Raw genomic sequence first — 16,739 nt, forward strand, 5'->3', positions numbered from 1 at the left:
TGCCCTTAAAGCTCGATCAGCGCATCGCCAACGGCGACGCTATCGCCCTCGCTGACATTGACCTTGGATACCGTTCCTGCGCTGCTGGCACGCACTTCGGTCTCCATTTTCATGGCTTCGAGGATGATGACCACGTCGCCTTCGGCCACTTGGTCGCCGGGGCGTACGTTGACCTTGAAGATATTGCCTGCCAGCGGCGCATCGATACTTTCGCCGCTACCTCCAGCGCTTTCTGCCGCACCCGCTCCAGCACTAGCGCCTCCACTGGCGGCAGCTTGCTCCTTGATCTCGCCAATATCGCCGCCCGGAGATACCTCGACCACATAGGCTTTGCCGTTGAGCTTGACGGTATAGGTTTCCGGACCGCTGTTGACCACAGCAGCAGGTGCAGCCGGTTCTGCCTTGGCAGGCACGGCTGCCTTTGTTTCTACTTGTGGCGCGGGCTCGAAGGCTTGCTTGTCGTCACGGTTCTTGAGGAACTTGAGGCCAATTTGCGGGAAGAGTGCGTAGGTCAGCACGTCATCCACCTGCCGCTCGCCTTCTGCCAGGCGCAGCTTGTCGGCACTGGCTTTCTCTTTCAGCTCCGTGGCAAGGCGCTCCATCTCTGGTGACAGGTTGTCCGCAGGACGGCAGGTGATCGGCTCGCCGCCTTCCAGCACGCGCTTTTGCAGTTCCGCATTGAAGGGGGCAGGTGCCGAGCCGTATTCGCCTTTCAACAGCGCCTGGACCTCTTTGGAAATCGACTTGTAGCGCTCGCCCATCATGACGTTCATCACAGCCTGGGTGCCCACGATCTGCGAGGTCGGCGTTACCAGCGGGATGAAGCCCAGGTCTTCACGTACGCGCGGAATTTCACCCAGCACGTCGTCCAGCTTGTCGCCAGCGCCCTGCTCTTTCAGCTGGCTCTCCATGTTGGTCAGCATGCCGCCCGGTACTTGCGCCACCAGAATGCGTGAGTCGATACCCCGCAGCGAGCCCTCGAATGCCGCATACTTCTTGCGTACCTCACGGAAGTAACCGGCAATGTCTTCCAGCAGCTCCAGGTCCAGCCCCGTGTCACGGTCCGTGTCCTTGAGCATCGCCACCACGGATTCGGTGGGGCTGTGTCCATAGGTCATCGACATCGATGAGATGGCCGTATCCACGTTATCGATGCCGGCTTCTACGGCCTTCAAAATGGTGGACGTCGAGAGCCCGGTGGTCGCGTGGCAGTGCAGGTGGACGGGAATGGAGAGTTCTTTCTTCAGGCGCGTCACCAGGTCGAACGCCGTGTAAGGCGTCAACAGTCCCGCCATATCCTTGATAGCCAGAGAATCTGCGCCCATGTTGGCAATGGTCTTCGCAAGATCTACCCAGCTATCCAGGGTATGTACCGGACTGACGGTATAGGAAATGGTCCCCTGGGCATGACCACCCACGGCGCGCACCGCCTTGATGGCACGCTCCAGATTGCGCGGGTCATTCATGGCGTCGAACACGCGGAATACATCCACGCCGTTGGTTTTGGCACGCTCGACGAACTTGTCGACTACATCGTCGGCATAGTGACGGTAGCCCAGCAGGTTCTGCCCGCGCAGCAACATTGCCTGCGGCGTGTTGGGCATTGCCTCTTTCAGGGCACGAATGCGCTCCCAAGGGTCTTCACCCAGATAACGAATACAGGCATCGAAGGTGGCGCCGCCCCAGGTCTCCAGCGACCAGTACCCGACCTTGTCGAGCTTTTCGGCGATAGGCAGCATGTCATCGAGCCGCAGCCGAGTCGCGAATAGCGACTGGTGGGCATCGCGCAGCACAACATCAGTGATTCCTAACGGGCGTTTTACGTCGTTCATGGTCGTGACTCACCGTTTAGCATTATTGATTTGTAGTAAATTTAGCAAAATTTATTCTTGAAACGCCGCCATGGCGCTTTCTGTATTCGTACTCAGCGGCGCTGGGCGGCTCGATAACGATGCACTGCAGCACTGATCACGGCCACGACCTCGTCGTCAGGCCCGGCCTGAGCAGTGGCCGGACGTTTTTTTCGGCCAGCAGCGGGAGCCGCCACCGCCGGTTGAAAACGCCCTACCAGTTTCGACATCAGCGTTACGCTGACCACCAAAACCGTAAGAAAAACAAAAACAAACCCCATGCCGAGCCCCATCAGGGCGAGCCCCTCCTGGAGCAACTCCGACCCTTGCATAGCGTGCTCTCCGTGTTGTTTAAGGTGGTTGGCACACCAAACGCCCTCAGAGGCGCTTGGCGGAGTAAGGGTAATACACTAACCTGCCACATCCAGAATAGAATGCAATCGCGCCATAGTGGAAGTCATGGTTGTTAATTTACTACATAAAGGCAAGATCGGCCTTGCGCCAATGGAAGGGGTCATCGACGCGCTCACCCGCGACCTGCTCACCCGTCAGCCTGGTTTCGACTGGACGGTGACAGAGTTCGTACGGGTGGTGGATACACGCCTTCCGCCTAGAGTGTTCTACAAGCACTGCCCCGAGCTCCAGCAACGCCCTGTGGCCACCCCAAGCGGTATTCCGGTGCACCTGCAGCTGCTCGGCTCCGTCCCCAGCGCACTGGCCGAAAATGCTCGCCAGGCGCTGGCGCTGGGCGCCATCAGCGTCGACCTCAACTTTGGCTGCCCAGCCAAGCTGGTCAATCGTCACGACGGTGGGGCCTCTCTGCTGCGCCAGCCTGAACGGGTCTATCAGGCCGTCAGGGCGGTGGCCGATGCCTTGGCAGGCGAGATCCCGGTAACCGCCAAGATACGCCTGGGCTTCGCCAATCGACGCCTGGCCGTGACCTGCGCCCAGGCAACCCAGGCAGGCGGCGCCGCGCGGCTGGTGGTACATGGCCGAACCCGCGATGAGGGCTACCGCCCGCCCGCGCACTGGGAGTGGATCGGCAAGGTTCGTCATCACGTGGACATCCCCGTGGTGGCCAATGGCGATATATGGACGCTGGAGGACTACTGGAAGGCGCGCACGCTGTCGGGCTGCCGTGACGTCATGCTGGGCCGCAGCGCCCTGGCAGACCCCTGGCTGGCCCCACGTATTCGCCACTGGCAGGAAACCGGCGAGCGGCTGCCAGAAACCACCTGGGCAATGCGTGCCAGCGTGCTACAAGAGTACGCCGAGCATCAGCGTCAGCAGCTACCGGATCGCGTCGTGGTTTCTCTAGTGAAACAGTGGCTGGCACAAATGCGCCAAGGCAATGCCGAAGCCGAGCAGCACTTTCAGCGCCTGAAGCGGGTCACGGACCTGGACATACTGCTCGACAGCCTGGTGCCGTAACGCTTCGCCCTCTGGCACAGAACCCAACGCTACGAACAAGAAGCTATCGAACAAGAAGCTATCGAACCAGAACCTATCGAACCTGAACCCACCGAACCATAAACTAACGAGCAAAAAAAAGCGCCCTTCCGCAAGATGCGGGGGCGCTTTACACGATCGCAAGATCAACGCGCGAGCCACGTCGATCAGGCTAGAAGCAGAAAACCCGCCCTCTGATAAGAGAGCGGGTTTTGGAATCTGGCGCGCCCGGGAGGATTCGAACCTCCGACCACCTGATTCGTAGTCAGGTACTCTATCCAGCTGAGCTACGGGCGCTTGACAGTCATGCTTTTCTCGAAAAGCAATGAAACTACTGTAACATCAAAACCTTACGTTTGCAACTTGGCGCGCCCGGGAGGATTCGAACCTCCGACCACCTGATTCGTAGTCAGGTACTCTATCCAGCTGAGCTACGGGCGCGTATCGAACGATGCTACGTATCAAACAATGTTACATGGTGCGGCTGGCGGAGAGGGAGGGATTCGAACCCTCGATAGGGCTATAAACCCTATACTCCCTTAGCAGGGGAGCGCCTTCAGCCACTCGGCCACCTCTCCTCAACAGCACGGCGCGAATGTTACCGATTATGAGGGCTGGTGTCCACCCCTGTGCCGATTTTTTTTCGCGCCGACCTGATAGTTACCGCTAAAGCGCCCTTTGTGAGCGCGACACTGGCGGCCATTTATTCTGCTTCGCTTTCGCTATTACGTTCACGCTGAATGCGCTGATAGATCTCTTCACGGTGTACCGCGACATCTTTTGGTGCGTTCACACCAATGCGCACTTGATTACCTTTCACACCTAACACTGTGACGGTGATTTCATCACCGATCATCAGCGTTTCGCCAACGCGGCGGGTTAGGATGAGCATGGCTGATCTCCTTCTCAGACGTTTTTATACAACGGGATGTGTCCGCCGGTGGCGTCACCACGCCATTATGCGGCATGGTGACCCCTGCCACCAATGGCTTTAACCCTATGACACCTTAACCTCCCGTTGAATGGAAGCCCACCACCACTCGGTAGCGAGTACCTTCAGCGTAGAAGGTTTGAGGGACAATTGTTATTCAGATTCGATATCGGCCTTGTCCAAGCCGAATGCCTTGTGCAAGGCATTGACCGCAAGTTCCATGTGTTTTTCGTCGATCACCACGGAAATCTTGATCTCAGACGTCGATACCATGCGAATATTCACGTTCTCTTCGGCCAGCACGCGGAACATTTTCGATGCCACGCCAGCATGCGAGCGCATACCTACGCCCACCAGCGACACCTTGGCAATGTTGTCGTCGCCGCGCAGTTCGCCGCCGCCGAGATCGGGAATGACGGTCTCTTCCAGCAGCTTCTTGGTGGCCTTGTAGTCACCTTTTGCTACCGTGAAAGTGAAATCGGTGTAGTCACCGGCCGGTGCTACATTTTGGACGATCATGTCCACTTCGATATTGGCGTCGGCAATGGGGCCCAGGATTCGAGAGGCAACGCCGGGCACATCGGGCGTGTGCAGCAGGGTCAGCTTGGCTTCGTTCTTGGTAAACGCGATACCGGAGATTAGCGGTTCTTCCATAGAGTCCTCGTCTTGGTCAGAGTCTGCAACAATCAGGGTGCCAGGGCCATCTTCAAAGCTCGACAGTACCCGTAGCGGTACGTTGTACTTGCCAGCGAATTCCACCGCGCGAATCTGCAGCACTTTGGAGCCCAGACTGGCCAGTTCAAGCATTTCCTCTACCGTGATGCTCTCCAGGCGCTGAGCCTTGGAGCAGACGCGTGGGTCCGTGGTGTAGACACCGTCCACGTCGGTATAGATCTGGCACTCATCGGCCCCCAGGGCCGCTGCCAGCGCCACGCCAGTGGTGTCCGAGCCGCCACGTCCCAGCGTGGTGATGTTGCCGTTTTCGTCCACCCCCTGGAAACCGGCGACCACCACGACCTTGCCAGCATCCAGATCGGCTTTCAGGTCATCGGTTTCGATACGCTGGATACGCGCTTTGGTATACGCGCTATCGGTATGAATGCCTACCTGTGCACCGGTATGGGACGTTGCCGAGACGCCAATGTGCTGCAGCGCCATGGCCAACAGAGAGATGGTGACCTGCTCGCCTGTCGAGAGCAGCATATCCATTTCACGCGGGGCGGGGTCTTCGTTCAGGGCATGCGCCATATCGGTCAGGCGGTTGGTTTCGCCACTCATCGCAGAGACGACGACGACGACCTGGTGCCCCTGGTCACGAAAGCCTTTGACCTTTTCCGCCACGGCTTTGATACGGTCGACAGAGCCCACCGAAGTGCCGCCGAACTTCTGTACGTATAGTGCCATATGCCGTTTTTCCTTTACGTTCGGGAATGGAGGGTGAATGTTGTTATTGCCAATTTTCCTGACGAACAAAAAGGCCGGCAGCAAATAATGCCACCGGCCTTCCTTTTTAGCTAAGCGTGTTTTCCAACCAGGCCGGAACGCTATTCAACGCTCCTGGCAGCGCATCGGGCTGGCTACCGCCCGCTTGAGCCATATCGGCACGACCGCCCCCTTTACCGCCGACCTGGGAGGCCACATGGTTGACCAGCTCGCCAGCCTTCACACGGCCAGTCAGATCGTCCGTGACGCCCGCAATCAGGCTGACCTTGCCAGCATCGGCATCGGCCACGCCCAACATGATGACGCCCGAGCCCAGCTTGTTCTTGAGCTGATCCAGCACGCCGCGCAAGTCCTTGCCAGAGACGCCTTCGAGCTGAGTGACCAGCAGCTTCACGCCAGCCACTTCCTGAACCTGGCTGAGCATGTCGCTGCCTGCCGCGCTGGCCAGCTTGGCCTTCAGTTGCTCCAGCTCTTTCTCCAGGCTGCGGTTGCGCTCGACCAGCGATTCCACGCGCGCTTCTACCTGCTCGGGCTTGGTTTTCAAACGCTCGCCCAGGCGCTGTACTCGGGCCTCCTGTTCGCGGAAGTACGCCAGCGCGTTTTCTCCGGTGATCGCCTCGATGCGGCGTACGCCGGAGGCAATACCCACTTCGCTGACCACATGGCAGCAGCCGATGTCGCCGCTGCGGCTGACGTGAGTACCGCCACACAGCTCGATGGAGAAATCGTCGGCACCAATGGTCAGTACGCGCACGTTGTCGGCGTATTTCGCCTCGAACAGTGCCGCCGCGCCTTTGGCCTTGGCATCGGCCAGGCTCATCTGCTCGATCTTCGTCGGGGCATTGGCCAGGATCTGAGCGTTGACGATACGCTCCACTTCAGCGAGCTGATCAGCGGTCATCGGCTCGAAATGGCTGAAGTCGAAGCGCAGGCGCTCGGCGTTGACCAGCGAGCCTTTCTGCTGAACGTGATCGCCCAGCACCATACGCAGCGCTTTGTGCAGCAGGTGGGTCGCCGAATGGTTACGAATGGTCGCGCTGCGCAGGCTGGCGTCCACTTCACCGCGTACGTGGGCACCCACGCTCAGCGAGCCTTCCACCATCACCCCCTGATGCAGGTGATGGCCGCGCTGCTTCTGAGTATCGGTGACCTGGAAGCGGCCACCATCGACGTGCAGGTAGCCCGTGTCGCCCACCTGGCCGCCGGACTCGCCGTAGAATGGCGTGCGGTCCAGCACCACGGTGCCCTTCTGGCCCGCTTCCAGGGCCGCCAGAGCATTGCCTTCGCTGTCCACGAGCGCCGTCACGGTGGCCCGATCTTCCAACTGCTCGTAGCCGGTAAACTGCGTCTCGCCTTCCAGTTCGATGGAGGCGGTGTAGTCGGCCCCAAACTGGCTGGCGGCACGCGCGCGTTCACGCTGCGCTTCCAGTTCACGCTGGAAGCCTTCTTCATCCAGGGTGACTTCCCGCTCGCGGCACACGTCGGCGGTCAAATCGAAGGGGAAACCGTAGGTATCGTACAGCTTGAACACGGTCTCACCGGGCAGCACGTCGCCTTGCAACTCTTCCAGCGCAGCATTCAGCAGCCCCATGCCATGATCCAGCGTACGGGCGAACTGCTCTTCCTCTTTCAGCAGCACGCGAGCAATCTGCTCGCTGGCCTTACGCAGCTCGGGGTAGGCATCGCCCATTTCGGCATCCAGCGCGCTCACCAGCTTGTGGAAGAACGGCTCGGCCGCGCCCAGCTTGTGGCCATGGCGAATGGCGCGACGGATGATACGACGCAGTACGTAGCCGCGCCCTTCGTTGGAAGGCAGCACGCCGTCGGCAATCAGGAAGGCGCACGAGCGAATATGGTCGGCAATCACGCGCAGCGATGGCGCCGTCGTGTCATGATGCCCGGTCGCCTTGGCCGCGGCTTGCAGCAGGTTCTGGAACAGGTCGATCTCGTAGTTGGAGTGCACGCCCTGCATCACGGCCGCCACGCGCTCCAGCCCCATGCCGGTATCGATCGACGGCTTGGGCAGCGGGTGCAGCGTGCCATCGGCTGAACGGTCGTACTGCATGAAGACCAGGTTCCAGATTTCGATGAAACGGTCACCGTCTTCCTCAGGCGTTCCGGGCGGGCCACCCCAGACTTCCGGGCCGTGATCGAAGAAGATCTCGGAGCATGGGCCACAGGGGCCGGTGTCGCCCATCTGCCAGAAGTTGTCCTTGGCACCAATGCGCGCAATGCGTTCGCGTGGCACACCAATCTCATCGGCCCAGATGGCGTAGGCCTCGTCATCTTCGGTGAACACCGTGACCCACAATTTTTCGGCAGGCAGCCCCAGACGCTCGGTCAGGAACGTCCAGGCAAAGCGAATGGCATCACGCTTGAAATAGTCGCCAAAGCTGAAATTGCCCAGCATTTCGAAGAAAGTGTGGTGGCGGGCGGTGTAGCCGACGTTATCCAGATCGTTGTGCTTGCCGCCAGCACGCACGCAGCGCTGCGCAGATGCCGCACGAACATAGGGTCGCGGATCTCGGCCTAGGAACACATCCTTGAAGGGCACCATGCCCGCATTGGTGAAGAGCAGCGTCGCGTCGTTGCCCGGCACCAGGGAGCCGGTGGGCACAACGGTGTGCCCCTGCTGTTCGAAATAATCGAGAAAGGCCTGTCTGAGTTCTGCGCTTTTCATAGGGTATCCGTGACAAGAAAGCGTGATGCCCCAGGGCGCTGTCGCCGCTACCCGCTGGGGTCGCAAAACGCCCATTATAACGCAGTTGTCAAACGACTAAAGCCGCAGATAGTGGCAGAGCCCCTAATGACACAATAAATAGAGGGCGGGTGGCACGATAATATAGAGGGTGGGAACCGCGTGGTGAACAGCCTTGAGCGGGCTTATAAACAGCCTTGAGCGGGGTTATAGACAGCCCTGAGCGGGGTTATAGACAGCCCTGAGCGGGCTTATAAACAACCCTGAGCGAGGTACTAGACAGCCCTGAGCAGGCAGATGAAACCCCTGAACGGGTTAAGAAGAGGGCGACAAACAGGAGATTGCATAGCGAATTTGCTCGAAATCGAAGCCACGCCCGGCCAGAAAACGTTCTCGCTTGGCGCGCTCCTTGGGCGTCTCGCCCGGCGAGCTGAAGCGGCGCTCCAACGTTTGGCGGGCCAGCTCGAACCAGTCCACGGCTTCGCGCGCTTCCACCGCCACCAGCGCAGCGGCAAAGGTTTGCGCATCGACACCGCGCTGGCGCAGCTCTCCCTTGATGCGAATCACTCCCTGTCCGCGAGCGATGCGTGAGCGGATGAAGCTTTCGGCAAAACGCTCGTCCGACTGCAGCGCCTGCTCGGCCAGCGCATCGAGGCAGGCGCTGATCTCGTCAGCCTCGAAGGCCTTTTGCTCGAGCTTGCGGGCCAGCTCGGCGCGGGAGTACTCGCGCCGAGCCAGCCACTGAATCGCCCACTCTCTTGGCGAAGCATCGGCTTTAGCAGAAAACATTCACGTCTCCTGCCCGACAACGCCAACAGCCTGGTTCAAAGCAGATCGTCATCACCCTCGGCTGCCACATCTGCTGCTGGGGCTTCTTCTTTCTTCGGCTCTACCTTGGCCAGCAGTTGCTCACGGATTTGAGATTCGATCTCTTCCATGATCTCGGGATGCTCTTCCAAGTACTGGGCCGCATTGGCCTTGCCCTGGCCGATCTTGCTGCCCTTGTAGCTGTACCAGGCGCCCGCCTTGTCTACCAGGCTGCACTGCACGCCCAGGTCGATGACTTCGCCTGCGTGATAAATGCCCTTGCCGTAGAGAATCTGGAACTCTGCCTGGCGGAACGGCGGTGCGACCTTGTTCTTCACGACCTTGACGCGGGTTTCGTTACCCGTGACTTCGTCGCCAGACTTCACGGAGCCCGTACGGCGGATATCCAGGCGCACGCTGGCGTAGAACTTCAGGGCATTACCCCCGGTGGTCGTTTCGGGGCTGCCGAACATCACGCCGATCTTCATGCGGATCTGGTTGATGAAAATCACCAGACAGTTGGCGTTCTTGATGTTACCGGTGATTTTACGCAGCGCCTGGGACATCAAACGCGCCTGCAGGCCCACGTGGGAATCACCCATTTCGCCTTCGATCTCGGCACGGGGCGTCAGCGCCGCCACGGAGTCGATGATGATCACGTCCACGCCGCCCGAGCGGACCAGCATGTCGGTGATTTCCAGCGCCTGCTCACCCGTATCGGGCTGGGAGACCAGCAGGTCGTCCAGGTTGACGCCGAGTTTTTCGGCGTAGCTGGGGTCCAGCGCGTGCTCGGCGTCCACGAAGGCACACACTTTGCCCTGCTTTTGCGCCTGGGCAATGACTGACAGGGTCAGCGTGGTTTTACCGGATGACTCTGGGCCAAAGATTTCGACGACACGACCAAACGGCAGCCCGCCGATGCCGAGCGCAATGTCCAGCCCCAGCGAACCGGTGGAGACAGACGGCATGACGACGCGAGGCGCATCGCCCAGACGCATGACGGTGCCCTTGCCGAACTGACGATCGATCTGGCTGAGTGCCGCGTTCAGCGCTTTTGTGCGGTTGTCTTCCTGAGCCATGCAGAGATTCCTCATAACAAGCTGTATAATTAGCCAGTAGTATGCCAAAGATCAGCGATGAAACAAATCCTCGGCGGCAACTTTAACGATTATTTCTTGGCGGCCAGGGCAGAAAGCCGAGCGACCAACCCTGCCAGAGCTTCACGGACCGCCTGCTCGCGCACCGCCTGGCGGTCACCTGGAAAATGAAAACGCTCTGCCTGCTGGCTCTCGGCATCGCCCCAGGCCAGCCACACGGTGCCCACCGGTTTCTCCTCGCTACCGCCTTCCGGCCCGGCAACCCCGCTGACCGCTACGGCCAGGTCGGCACCGCTGTCACGACAGGCGCCCGCTACCATGGCCCGCACGACCGATTCACTGACCGCGCCATGGGCTTCCAGCAGCGCAGGCTCGACCCCCAGCAGGCGAGTCTTGGCAGCGTTGGAGTAGGTCACATAGCCTGCGGTGAAGTAAGCCGAGCTACCGGCCGTGGAGGTAATGGCGCTGGCAATGCCACCTCCCGTGCACGACTCGGCGGTGGTCACTTCGACGTGCAGCTGCTGGCAAAGCCGCCCAAGTCGTTGAGCCAACAGTGATAAATCGAGATTCTTGAGACTGGAAACACTGGGGGCCATGGTGACTCCTTCATGTAAGACCTTAGGGTAGCGTAGAATACTGCGTTTAGCTTTCTCAACGAAATTGCCCAACGAACATGCCGCATGCCGTTCAGGTCTGCGCCACGCTCAATCAGGACGCTCATGTCACAGGCCAGCCCCGCCCATACGCCGATGATGGCGCAGTATTTGAAAATCAAACGCGAGCACCCCGAGGTATTGCTGTTCTACCGCATGGGGGACTTCTACGAACTGTTTTTTGACGACGCCAAACGGGCAGCAGCGCTGCTGGATATCACCTTGACCCAGCGCGGTCAGTCGGGCGGCAAGCCGATCCCCATGGCAGGCGTGCCTTATCACAGCGCCGAGGGCTACCTTGCCAGGCTGGTAGCGGGTGGCGAATCGGTGGCCATTTGCGAGCAAATTGGCGACCCCGCCACCAGCAAAGGCCCTGTCGAGCGCCAGGTGGTGCGCATCGTGACCCCTGGTACGCTGCACGACGAGGCGCTGCTGGATGCCCGACGCGACAACGTGCTGGTGGCCGTGGCCCCGGGCAAGGAAGGCTGGGGGCTTGCCTGGCTGGAGCTTTCCAGCGGGCGCTTCAACGTGCTGGAGGTAGAGAGCGAGGCCGAAATGCTGGCCGAGCTGACCCGCCTGTCACCTGCCGAACTGCTGGTGCCTGAAAGCCTTTCGCTGCCCGACGCCTGGTCGCACAAGCGCAGCCTGCGCCGCCAGGGTGAATGGCTATTCGACCTGGAAAGCGCCACGCGCAGCCTGTGCGACCAGTTCGAAGTGAGCGACTTGCGCGGGTTTGGCTGCGCGCATCTCTCCACCGCTTTGGTGGCCGCAGGCGTCTTGATCGACTATGCCCGGGACACCCAGCGCTCGCGGCTGCCCCATGTCACGTCCATCAGCGTGGAGAATCGCGACGACGCGGTGGTGATCGATGCGGCCAGCCGCCGCAATCTGGAAATCGACATCAACCTCGGCGGCAACGGCGACAACACCCTGGCCAGCGTACTGGACACCTGCGCCACCGCCATGGGCTCACGGTTGCTCAAACGCTGGTTGAACCGCCCCCTGCGCCAACGAGACATCGTCGAAGGACGCCAGGCGGGCGTTGCCCTGCTCTCCATCGATGCCGCTTACATGAGCCTGCGCGAGACGCTGAGCGATGTAGGCGACGTGGAGCGGATTCTCGCCCGGGTTGCCCTGTACAGCGCTCGCCCACGTGACCTGGCAAGACTGCGTGACGCCCTCACCACGCTGCCTACCCTGGAAGCGCTGCTGGCCGATATCGATACCGGTAGCGCTCTGGACGGCCTGACACCGAACATCCGCCCCTACCCGACGCTGGCCGAGACGCTGAACCGAGCCCTGGTCGACAACCCACCGGTGGTGATTCGTGACGGCGGCGTGATTGCCGATGGCTTCGATGCCGAGCTGGATGAACACCGGGGCATGGCCGAGAACGCGGGCGATTACCTGGTCCAGCTCGAACTGCGCGAACGCGAGCGCACCGGCCTGGCCAACCTCAAAGTGGGTTACAACCGCGTCCATGGCTACTTCATCGAGCTGCCCCGCTCCCAGGCCCAGCAGGCGCCTGCAGACTACATTCGTCGCCAGACGCTGAAAAACGCCGAACGCTTCATCATTCCCGAGTTGAAAGAGTTCGAAGACAAGGCACTGTCCGCCAAGTCACGCGCACTGACCCGAGAGAAATGGCTCTACGAACAGCTGTTGGCCACCCTGAATGAGCAGCTGCATGCCCTGCAAGCCACCTCGCGGGCCTTGGCCGAGCTGGACGTGCTGTGCGCCTTTGCCGAACGCGCCGAGGCGCTCAACTGGGTGCGCCCACAGTTGGTCGCGACCACGGGCATTACCATTACCGCGGGCCGCCACCCGGTCGTGGAGCAGGTCAGCGACAAACCGTTCGTGCCCAACGACGTCATGCTGACGCCTGAACAGCACATGCTGATCATTACCGGCCCCAACATGGGGGGTAAATCGACCTACATGCGCCAGACGGCACTCATTGCCCTCCTGGCACACAGCGGCAGTTTCGTGCCTGCCGATGCCGCCGAGGTTGGCCCCGTCGATCGCATCTTTACCCGTATCGGCTCCTCCGATGACCTGGCAGGCGGGCGCTCCACCTTCATGGTGGAAATGACCGAAACCGCCAATATCCTGCACAATGCCACCGAGCACAGCTTGGTACTGATGGACGAGATCGGGCGCGGCACCAGCACCTTCGACGGCTTGTCGCTGGCCTGGGCCAGCGCCGAACATTTGGCCCGGGCCCGCGCGCTGACGCTGTTCGCGACGCACTACTTCGAAATGACCGCGCTGCCCGAGCAGGCCGAGGGGGTGGCCAACATTCACCTGACGGCCACCGAGCACGGGGATGGCATCGTCTTCATGCACCGCATCGAAGCCGGCCCCGCCAGCCAGAGCTACGGGCTACAGGTCGCTCAACTGGCCGGGGTGCCGGGGCCGGTGATTCGTCGCGCACGGGAGAAGCTGATGACGCTGGAACAGCGCGACGTGGACACTCAGCAGCGGCCCTTGTCAGGCTCCCAGGCGCCTCAGCAGAACGACCTGTTTGCCAGCGCGCCACATCCGGTAGTGGACGCACTGACCAGCACTGACATCGACGATTTATCACCACGCGAGGCGCTGGATCTGCTCTACCAGTGGCGCTCGATGCTGTAAACACGGGTGAGATTGATGCCTGGCGCTTGCCGCCATGGGGCAGCACTACTAAAATGGCGCCACATTTAGCTTATAAAAAACGGCTAATCTATAACCATTCGCGATTAAACACGACCGGAGAACGCTCCGGTCCCGCAAGAGGGATAGTGAGATGACGTTTGTCGTTACCGAGAACTGCATCCAATGCAAGTACACCGACTGCGTGGAAGTTTGCCCGGTCGACTGTTTCTATGAAGGCCCCAACTTCCTGGTCATCCACCCGGATGAGTGCATCGATTGCGCCCTCTGCGAGCCGGAGTGCCCCGCCGAGGCCATTTTCTCGGAAGACGAGATACCGGATGGGCAAGAGCAGTTCATCGAGATCAACGCCGAGCTGGCCGACGTGTGGCCCAATATTGCCGAGAAGAAAGACCCGCTGCCCGATGCCGAAGAGTGGGACGGCAAGCCCGGCAAGCTCGAAAAGCTGGAGCGCTGATCGCAGCGACACGGCATTTCCTGAGAACCAGCGTTCGCGCTGGTTTTTTTTGGCCTGACTAATGCGCACGCAAAAAAAAGGCGGCCCGTAGGCCGCCCGCTCCAAGCACTTCCTCTGACCACTCCCTGGGTCAACCTCCTCAGGTGACTTCCTTGCCAGGGCTCACATCACTGTGTCACCCGGCGCACCTGCATACATCCCGTTGCATCCTGCCTGAAGCATCCTTGCCTCCCCTTGTCCTGAATGCATTGTGGCAGAACAGCGCAACTTCTCAAGCGGACCCAATACGCAAAAGGCGAGCCCAAGGGGCTCGCCTTTCTTTCATAAAACCCAACCAAGACAATCACTTAAAGTTGGATTAGTGAAAAATTTCGCTTTTTCTTACAAGGTTTCGAGCGAATGTCGTCGGCATTTGTAAGAGATCTCTTACAAATTTTTGAGAGATCTCTTACACGCCGCCTCTGGTTTTTCGCTTATTGGCCCTTGATGGCCTTCAAACCGGGGTAGGTCACTTCCCCCAGCTCTGCTTCGATGACCAGCAGACGGTTGTATTTGGCCACACGGTCAGAACGACACAGCGAGCCGGTCTTGATCTGTCCTGCACACGTGCCCACGGCCAGGTCGGCAATGGTGGTGTCTTCGGTCTCACCACTGCGGTGAGAGATGACCGCCGTGAAGCCAGCGTCCTGGGCCATCTTGATCGCATCGAGGGTTTCGGAGAGCGAGCCAATCTGGTTGAACTTGATCAGGATCGAGTTACCGGTCTGCTCGTCGATGCCACGCTTGAGGATCTTGGTGTTGGTCACGAACAGGTCATCGCCCACCAGCTGCACCTTGTCGCCCAGCTTGTCGGTCAAGGCTTTCCAGCCCGCCCAGTCGGATTCGTCCATGCCGTCTTCGATAGAGACGATGGGGTAGTCCGCACACAGGCCCGCCAGGTAGTCGGCAAACCCTTCGGAGTCGTAACGCTTGCCTTCTCCGGCCAGGTCGTACTGACCTTCCTTGTAGAATTCGGAGGCAGCACAGTCCAGCGCCAGGGTGACATCGCTGCCCAGGGTATAACCGGCATCGGCCACCGCCTGCTTGATGACGGCCAGTGCCTCGGCGTTGGATGTCAGGTTGGGCGCGAAGCCACCCTCATCCCCTACCGAGGTAGACAGCCCCTTGGCAGACAGCACTTTCTTCAGCGCGTGGAAAATTTCCGCGCCCATGCGCAGGCCTTCACGGAAGTTGGCAGCGCCGACCGGCTGCACCATGAACTCCTGAATATCCACATTATTGTCGGCGTGCTCACCACCGTTGAGGATGTTCATCATCGGTACCGGCATGCTGTACTGGCCTGGCTGACCGTAAAGCTCGGCAATGTGCGCATAAAGCGGTACGCCCTTGGCGTTGGCAGCGGCTTTGGCAGCGGCCAGCGACACGGCCAGAATGGCGTTGGCGCCCAAGGTGGCCTTGTTGTCGGTGCCGTCCAGCGCCAGCATGGCGTCATCCAGACCGCGCTGGTCCCGTGCATCCATCCCCAACAACGCATCACGGATCTTGCCATTCACGGCGTCCACGGCTTTCAACACGCCTTTGCCGAGGTAACGCGCCTTGTCGCCATCACGCAGCTCGAGTGCTTCGCGGGAGCCGGTAGAGGCACCGCTGGGCGCGCAGGCGCTGCCTACGGCGCCGCTTTCCAGACGCACGGTTGCCTGAACGGTCGGGTTGCCGCGCGAATCGAGCACTTCCAGCGCACTGATTTCAACAATTTTGGTCATGACAGTGTCCTTTGGTTGTCGGTCTGATGGAGGTTAGGTCCAATGTATACCACGGTTTATCGCAGCGATTAACGGATGGTCAAAGGGTCGAAGCCTTTCACCAAGGCATCCAACTGCGCCAGCTGCGTCAGGAAGGGCTCCAACTGCTCCAGCGGCAGCGCACACGGGCCGTCGCATTTGGCGTTGTCCGGGTCCGGGTGGGCTTCCAGAAACAGCCCCGCCAGGCCTACCGCCACGCCCGCTCGGGCCAGCTCGGCCACCTGGGCACGGCGGCCGTCGGCGCTGTCGGCACGGCCACCGGGGCGCTGCAGGGCGTGGGTCACGTCGAAAAACACCGGATAGCCGGTGTGCTTCATATCGCCAAAGCCCAGCATGTCCACCACCAGGTTGTTGTAGCCAAAGCTGGTGCCGCGCTCGCAGAGCATCAGTCGGTCATTGCCCGCTTCCTGAAACTTGCTGAGGATATGGCGCATTTCATGGGGTGCCAGAAACTGAGGCTTCTTGATGTTGATGGCAGCGCCCGTCTTGGCCATGGCCACCACCAGATCGGTCTGGCGCGCCAGGAAAGCCGGAAGCTGGATGATATCGGCTACCTCGGCCGCAGGCGCAGCCTGCCAGGGCTCGTGCACATCGGTAATGATGGGCACGTTATAGCGCGCCTTGATATCGGCCAGTATCTGCAGCCCTTTCTCCATCCCAGGGCCACGATATGAGTGAATCGAGCTGCGGTTGGCCTTGTCGAAACTGGCCTTGAAAACATACGGCATGCCCAGCTTTTGCGTCACGGCCACGTAAGCCTGCGCGACTTCATCGGCCAGTTCCGCCGACTCCAGCACGTTCATGCCGCCCAGCAGCATGAGTGGCAAAGAATTGCCGGCGGTTAAGCCGGCAACGTGGATGTGATGCTCTGGGAATTGGGATTGAGAAGACATGCTTCCC

The 16,739-nt window shown here is 60.3% G+C and carries 13 protein-coding genes and 3 tRNA genes; 3 read left to right on the forward strand and 13 right to left on the reverse strand.

Features of this window, described 5'->3' with window-relative positions:
- Nucleotides 1-5: 5 nt before the first annotated feature.
- Nucleotides 6-1,832: a sodium-extruding oxaloacetate decarboxylase subunit alpha gene (gene oadA, locus LG409_RS14425; RefSeq protein ID WP_227406981.1), complete on the reverse strand. Its 1,827-nt coding sequence runs from the start codon at nucleotides 1,830-1,832 to the stop codon at nucleotides 6-8.
- 92 nt (nucleotides 1,833-1,924) lie between these two features.
- Nucleotides 1,925-2,182 (reverse strand): OadG family protein, encoded by a 258-nt coding sequence (locus LG409_RS14430; protein ID WP_039180064.1) that lies wholly within the window; start codon nucleotides 2,180-2,182, stop codon nucleotides 1,925-1,927.
- A 127-nt stretch (nucleotides 2,183-2,309) separates the two neighbouring features.
- Between LG409_RS14430 and LG409_RS14435 the strand changes: the two genes are divergently transcribed.
- Complete coding sequence (locus LG409_RS14435; RefSeq protein WP_227406982.1) at nucleotides 2,310-3,281, forward strand: tRNA dihydrouridine synthase; 972 nt, start codon at nucleotides 2,310-2,312, stop codon at nucleotides 3,279-3,281.
- A 238-nt stretch (nucleotides 3,282-3,519) separates the two neighbouring features.
- Here LG409_RS14435 and LG409_RS14440 read toward each other — a convergent pair.
- The 9 genes from LG409_RS14440 to LG409_RS14480 form a co-directional block, all read right to left on the reverse strand.
- Nucleotides 3,520-3,596, reverse strand: a tRNA-Arg gene (locus LG409_RS14440).
- Between the two features lie 67 nt (nucleotides 3,597-3,663).
- Nucleotides 3,664-3,740: transfer RNA gene (locus LG409_RS14445), tRNA-Arg, on the reverse strand.
- A gap of 44 nt (nucleotides 3,741-3,784) precedes the next feature.
- Nucleotides 3,785-3,877 (reverse strand) — tRNA-Ser (locus LG409_RS14450).
- Between the two features lie 125 nt (nucleotides 3,878-4,002).
- Nucleotides 4,003-4,191: a carbon storage regulator CsrA gene (gene csrA, locus LG409_RS14455; protein WP_039180068.1), complete on the reverse strand. Its 189-nt coding sequence runs from the start codon at nucleotides 4,189-4,191 to the stop codon at nucleotides 4,003-4,005.
- Between the two features lie 192 nt (nucleotides 4,192-4,383).
- Complete coding sequence (locus LG409_RS14460) at nucleotides 4,384-5,634, reverse strand: aspartate kinase (RefSeq protein ID WP_039180069.1); 1,251 nt, start codon at nucleotides 5,632-5,634, stop codon at nucleotides 4,384-4,386.
- 106 nt (nucleotides 5,635-5,740) lie between these two features.
- On the reverse strand, nucleotides 5,741-8,353 hold the full coding sequence (alaS, locus tag LG409_RS14465; RefSeq protein WP_227406983.1) for an alanine--tRNA ligase: 2,613 nt from the start codon (nucleotides 8,351-8,353) through the stop codon (nucleotides 5,741-5,743).
- Between the two features lie 333 nt (nucleotides 8,354-8,686).
- Nucleotides 8,687-9,160 (reverse strand): regulatory protein RecX, encoded by a 474-nt coding sequence (locus LG409_RS14470; protein WP_144982195.1) that lies wholly within the window; start codon nucleotides 9,158-9,160, stop codon nucleotides 8,687-8,689.
- 35 nt (nucleotides 9,161-9,195) lie between these two features.
- Nucleotides 9,196-10,257, reverse strand: a complete 1,062-nt coding sequence (recA, locus tag LG409_RS14475; RefSeq protein ID WP_039180074.1) for a recombinase RecA — start codon at nucleotides 10,255-10,257, stop codon at nucleotides 9,196-9,198.
- Between the two features lie 89 nt (nucleotides 10,258-10,346).
- Nucleotides 10,347-10,871, reverse strand: a complete 525-nt coding sequence (locus LG409_RS14480; protein WP_144982198.1) for a CinA family protein — start codon at nucleotides 10,869-10,871, stop codon at nucleotides 10,347-10,349.
- Between the two features lie 123 nt (nucleotides 10,872-10,994).
- On the opposite strand from LG409_RS14480, the gene mutS reads away from it, so the two are divergent.
- Both mutS and fdxA read left to right on the forward strand, forming a co-directional pair.
- The gene (gene mutS, locus LG409_RS14485) at nucleotides 10,995-13,562 is read left to right on the forward strand and encodes a DNA mismatch repair protein MutS (protein ID WP_189462777.1); all 2,568 of its coding nucleotides are present in this window, start codon (nucleotides 10,995-10,997) and stop codon (nucleotides 13,560-13,562) included.
- 151 nt (nucleotides 13,563-13,713) lie between these two features.
- Nucleotides 13,714-14,037 carry a ferredoxin FdxA gene (fdxA, locus tag LG409_RS14490; protein WP_039180081.1) on the forward strand — a complete coding sequence of 108 codons (324 nt, stop codon included), beginning with the start codon at nucleotides 13,714-13,716 and terminating at the stop codon, nucleotides 14,035-14,037.
- Nucleotides 14,038-14,510: 473 nt separating this feature from the next.
- Here fdxA and eno read toward each other — a convergent pair whose 3' ends face one another.
- Together eno and kdsA are read right to left on the reverse strand one after the other, a co-directional pair.
- Nucleotides 14,511-15,800: a phosphopyruvate hydratase gene (gene eno / locus LG409_RS14495; protein WP_227406984.1), complete on the reverse strand. Its 1,290-nt coding sequence runs from the start codon at nucleotides 15,798-15,800 to the stop codon at nucleotides 14,511-14,513.
- 68 nt (nucleotides 15,801-15,868) lie between these two features.
- Nucleotides 15,869-16,732, reverse strand: coding sequence for a 3-deoxy-8-phosphooctulonate synthase (gene kdsA / locus LG409_RS14500; RefSeq protein WP_227406985.1), 864 nt, complete (start codon nucleotides 16,730-16,732; stop codon nucleotides 15,869-15,871).
- Between the last annotated feature and the right edge of the window lie 7 nt (nucleotides 16,733-16,739).

This window comes from Halomonas sp. NyZ770, from assembly GCF_020616575.1.
GTDB classification, from domain to species: Bacteria; Pseudomonadota; Gammaproteobacteria; order Pseudomonadales; family Halomonadaceae; genus Vreelandella; species Vreelandella hamiltonii.